This window comes from Virgibacillus sp. W0181 (assembly GCF_051846915.1).
Lineage (GTDB): Bacteria > Bacillota > Bacilli > Bacillales > Amphibacillaceae > JBPYCR01.
In genome coordinates, this window is the sequence record NZ_JBPYCR010000064.1 from 1 (window position 1) to 5,235 (window position 5,235).

Sequence of the window (5,235 nt, forward strand, 5' to 3'; positions counted from 1 at the left end):
AATCGAGTAGAGGAGAAAATTAAATAATTTTCCACCCCTCTCACACCACCGTACAAACGGCTCCGTATACGGCGGTTCGATTTATATTACAGTGTGTACTTTTAGATAGTGGTCTAGGGCAAAGGGAATTCCTCTTTGCCTTAGGCGTTTGTTGGATAAAGCCTTATGGACCACTTTTGATAGTCCTATGAATCGATAACCTTTTCGACAATAGGTTAAGCCTTTGGCTTCCTCCTCTGGAATTCCAAGTTGTACAAGAGATTTTATTCTCTTTTTATTGTTCTTCCACTGTTTCCAAATAATAACTCGAATTCTAGAGCGCAATTTTGCATCTATTGTTCCAAGTGTCGATTTCATGTTGGCTATTTTGAAATAGTTAATCCATCCCTGGATGACTTGCTTTAGTTTAATGATTCTCTCATCCAAAGATATGCTATGGTTGCGTTTGGTTAGTTGTCTAAGCCTTCTTTGGAATTTCTGAATGGATTGCTGATGTGGTCTTGGTTGATATTTCTTTTTATTTGAGTCATAGTAGAATCCAAATCCCAAGAATTTTGTTTTTCCGGGACGGGAAATTTTACTCTTCTCCATGTTCACAATCAATCCTAGCTTCTTTTCAATAAATTTCGTAATAGAAGCCAGCACACGATTTGCTGCTTTTTCACTTCTAACAAAGATGATACTATCATCTGCATATCTAACGAAGTGCAGCCCTCTTGATTCTAGTTCCTTATCCAGCTCATTCAACATGATGTTACTTAAAAGCGGACTAAGGTTCCCACCTTGCGGTGTTCCGATTGGTGTATCTTCATATTTTCCATTGACCATGACACCACTTACAAGGTATTTTCGGATAAGAGATATGACATCGCCATCTTTAATGGTGTGAGAAATAATCCTCATCAGCTTATCATGGTGAACTGTGTCAAAGAACCTTTCCAAGTCAATATCCACTAACCAACTATATCCATCATTCATATATTCCAGCGCTTGAGTCACTGCCATTTCGCAACTTCTTCTTGGCCTGAAGCCAAAACTATATTCGCTGAATTGCTTTTCAAATATAGGGCTAAGTTTTTGGCTGATAGCCTGTTGTACCACCCTATCCACGACCGTTGGAATACCTAGTTTACGCATCTTGCCATTGTCTTTGGGTATCTCCACTCGTAGCGCAGGCATTGGTTGATACTTTCTTTTCCGGATTTGGCTTCGCAGTTCATCTTTATGTTTGTAGAGATGATGTGCTAGGTCATCAATCGCTACGCCATCTACACCACTTGCACCTTTATTTCGATACACTTGTTTGTAGGCTTCATTCATATTATTGTTACTTAGAATTTCCTCTAAAAGTTCCATACTCGTTTCTTCCCGGTCCTTTCTGTAATGAGAGACACTTCTCTTTTGAGTATCCTTTGAGATACGCTCATACTTTCCTCATTAACATATTCTGAAGTTTATCTCTCACGCATCTATGGCGTTAGAAACACTATAAATCGTTCAGCCCTTCATGATTTGCATCATTACTATGGCTTCGGCTGACTTCTCACGATAAACCTTTTTCGACCAGTTTTCTTATTAGGGGACTCCTCAACTGTTCGCGAGATCTCCCAGGGTAAGACGACTATCTTTCCTCTTTTACCCGTCTGATTTACTTTATAGAATTACGCACATCTTTTGGACTTCGACTTGTATTGGAGCCTTATCCTTCCATAAAGCCTTGATATCAGATTTCTGTTCGTCGGGCCAAGATTTTGATACACGCTTCCTTCAGCTCTTGCCTCACGGCAAGCGCCTTGCGCTTCTCTAGTGGCTGGTTGATGTGTACCTCCACAGTGGACTTTCACCACCTAGATAGTCGCCATGCCTGGCGCACAATAAAAAAGAAACTGGCATTCCAGCTTCTCGTCTTATTATAAAATTTATTTTGTTTTGGCTTTTTCTTTATTTTCTCTTTCTTCCTTTAGAACAGCTTTTCGGGATAAATTTACCCGTCCCTGATTATCGATCTCTTTTACTTTAACCATGATTTTATCACCAATGGCAACAACATCTTCTACTTTGTTTGTCCTGCTTTCTGCAAGTTCGGAAATGTGGACCAAACCGTCTTTTCCTTTGAATAATTCAACAAAAGCTCCAAACTTTTCAATTCGCTTCACTGTCCCCAAATACATTTGACCTGTTTCTACTTCTCTAACTAGATCTTCAATAATCTTTTTGGTCTTTTCATTCATGCTAGCATCTGTTGAGGATATAAAGACACTGCCATCTTGTTCAATATCAATTTTCACACCGGTTTCATCAATGATTTGGTTAATTTGTTTACCGCTCGGTCCGATAACATCACGAATTTTATCCGGGTTAATTTTCATTGTTAATATTTTCGGTGCATATTGTGATAATTCCGATTTAGGTTCCCCAATCGTTTCTATCATCGAATTCAATATTGCCATTCGGCCTTTCTTAGCCTGTGACAACGATTCTTCTAAAATTTCTTTTGACAGTCCTTCAATTTTAATATCCATTTGTAACGCGGTAATCCCTTTTTCAGTACCGGCAACTTTAAAGTCCATATCACCAAGTGCATCTTCCATTCCTTGAATATCCGTTAAGATAGAATAATCTTCTCCGGTTTTCACAAGTCCCATAGCAATACCGGCTACAGGTGCCTTAATTGGTACTCCAGCATCCATCATAGCAAGTGTACTAGCGCAAATACTTGCTTGTGAAGAAGACCCGTTCGATTCAAGCACTTCCGATACAAGTCGGATTGTATAAGGAAAATCTTTATCAGACGGGATTACCTTTTCAAGAGCTCTTTCTCCTAATGCGCCATGCCCAATTTCCCGGCGTCCCGGCCCGCGAATCGGTCCTGTTTCTCCAACGCTATATCGTGGAAAGTTATAATGGTGCATAAAACGTTTAGACTCTTCCAAGTCTAGACCATCCAATATTTGTACATCACCAAGCGCTCCAAGTGTGCATATACTGAGTACTTGAGTTTGTCCACGTGTAAAAAGTCCCGAACCATGTGTGCGCTGCAATACATTAATTCTCGAAGCTAGCGGACGAATTTCATCTGGTTTCCGGCCGTCCGGGCGAACTTTTTCCTGGGTGATCAAGCGCCGGACTTCTTCTTTTACCATCTTGTCCAACACAGATTTAACTTGTTTAATAACCGTTTCATCTTCTTCATCGAAGCTTTCCAATGCAGCATCTTTCACTTTGCTAATAGCCTCTTCACGTTCATGCTTTTCAATTACTTGAATAGCAGCTATTAACTCATCTTTAAAAGCTTGTTCTACTTTAGCAGCAATTTCTTCGTCTGTTTCAAAAACAGTAATATCTGATTTTTCCACACCAGTTGCTGCTACAATTTCCTCTTGAAACTGTACAAGGCGTTTAATCTCTTCATGACCAAACATAATCGCTTCTAATATAATAGCTTCTTCAATTTCGTCTGCACCAGCTTCAACCATGTTAATAGCATCTTTTGTACCGGCCACTGTTAAATCAATATCACTTGATTCTTGCTGTTCGATAGTTGGATTAATAATAAATTCGCCGTCGATACGACCAATTTTAACCCCTGCTATTGGGCCATCGAATGGAATATCGGAAACCGATAGTGCAATCGATGAACCAATCATCGCTGCTATTTCCGAAGAGCTATCTTGATCAACACTCATAACGGTACTAATAACTTGAACTTCGTTTCTAAAACCATCCGGAAATAATGGGCGAATGGGACGATCAATTAAGCGTGATGTTAAGACCGCTTTTTCGCTTGGACGTCCTTCTCTTTTTATAAATCCACCGGGTATTTTCCCAACAGCGTAAAGTCTCTCCTCATAGTTAACTGTTAATGGAAAAAAAGGTAAATCTTTCGGTTCCTTTGATGCTGTTGCTACAGATAATACAGATGTATCCCCGTAATGAATCATGCAAGCGCCATTTGACTGCTTGGCAAATTCTCCAATTTCGACAGTAAATTTATTCCCGCCGATTTCTGTGGAAAATAGTTGTTTTTCACCAGACATAATTTTAGTGCTCCTTTCAATACAACATTCTACCCTTATTTTATAGGTTACAATCAAAAATGTAAATTTTATGTATAAAGATGATGTTGTCTATTATTATACAACTGATCGAATGGTTAACAAGACGTTGGAAAAGGTAGGGTGAAGATCTTTCATTTATGAGAGTCTTTTCTGATGGCTGTTTTTTCATAGTTTATTGCTTTGTTCGTAGTCGATGTAAACTGTGACGACCGGTAGGTTGTTTTACGCTGCGGACAGTTGCTTTCCGCGGGCAACGCTTCAACTTCCTCGGAAGCAAAAACCGCTTCCTGCGGGATTTTCAGCTGTTGCTTTTCCCGCTGGAGTCAACTGCCCTCCGCTCCAAACAACCATCTTTAATAGTGCAATTATGCAGTTCAGATGTGCTATTATGGAAACCCTCACTAGCGAAGGAAATATACGGAGACTCCAGCGGGAGGAAAGGCATCGGTGAGACCCCACAGTGCGGAAGCACGAGGAGGCTCACCAGCCGCCCGCGGAAAGCGCAGTATATTTCCGTAGCGACAAGACAATTACTACCTGCAGGTTACGTCGCAATTTATATCTAATGTCACTAGCGTTGCATTAATTAAAACAAATAATTACCAATATTCCCAATGATCAGTAATTTACTTTTTCTCCAATAAAAAATCCTTTATAATGGAGAGACAGGTGGTTCCTGTCCAAATCCCATTACAAAGGATAACAGATATGGACAAGAATACACGAAAATCATCATTTGGTAAATGGATAAGCCCTATTAATTTTAAAAAATTGGATGAGCACGTAAGTTTAACCAAACAAGATCATTACACAAAGAAGTTAACCACTGCTTCCTACATTAAGATGATGCTGCTAGCGCAGCTACATGAAACGGAAAGTCTGCATGCAATGAGTGATGCGCTTTTGAATGGGGAACTACAACAAGAACTTGGGTTTGCATCGATCAGTGCTTCGCAGTTATCCCGTAAAAATAATGAAATGGATCCATCGATTCTTGCGACAATTTTTATGGATTTGGTGGCACAAATCAAAAGTTATCACCACAGTTGCACCCAGCGGGTGCCATTGAAAATCATTGATTCAAGTACGCTGCCACTTAATCTAACGCATTATAAGTGGGCGAAGTTTCGGAAAACAAAAGCGGGTGTCAAACTACATTTACGGCTTGTATTCATGG

Annotated in this window: 3 protein-coding genes; 1 reads left to right on the forward strand and 2 read right to left on the reverse strand. The window is 39.9% G+C overall.

The window, feature by feature from the left end:
• Positions 1-81 precede the first annotated feature (81 nt).
• The gene (gene ltrA, locus ACLIBG_RS15380) at positions 82-1,356 is read right to left on the reverse strand and encodes a group II intron reverse transcriptase/maturase (RefSeq protein ID WP_439311076.1); all 1,275 of its coding nucleotides are present in this window, start codon (positions 1,354-1,356) and stop codon (positions 82-84) included.
• A 563-nt stretch (positions 1,357-1,919) separates the two neighbouring features.
• Complete coding sequence (gene pnp, locus ACLIBG_RS15385) at positions 1,920-4,037, reverse strand: polyribonucleotide nucleotidyltransferase (protein ID WP_439313641.1); 2,118 nt, start codon at positions 4,035-4,037, stop codon at positions 1,920-1,922.
• 729 nt (positions 4,038-4,766) lie between these two features.
• Between pnp and ACLIBG_RS15390 the strand changes: the two genes are divergently transcribed.
• Positions 4,767-5,235: DUF4372 domain-containing protein (locus ACLIBG_RS15390; protein ID WP_439312565.1), on the forward strand; the 469-nt coding region annotated here is incomplete at its 3' end.

Excerpts from the sequence above, each read along its gene's own strand:
- ltrA (WP_439311076.1), bottom strand. The coding sequence starts at position 1,356 with ATGGAACTTTTAGAGGAAATTCTAAGTAACAATAATATGAATGAAGCC.
- pnp (WP_439313641.1), bottom strand. The coding sequence starts at position 4,037 with ATGTCTGGTGAAAAACAACTATTTTCCACAGAAATCGGCGGGAATAAA.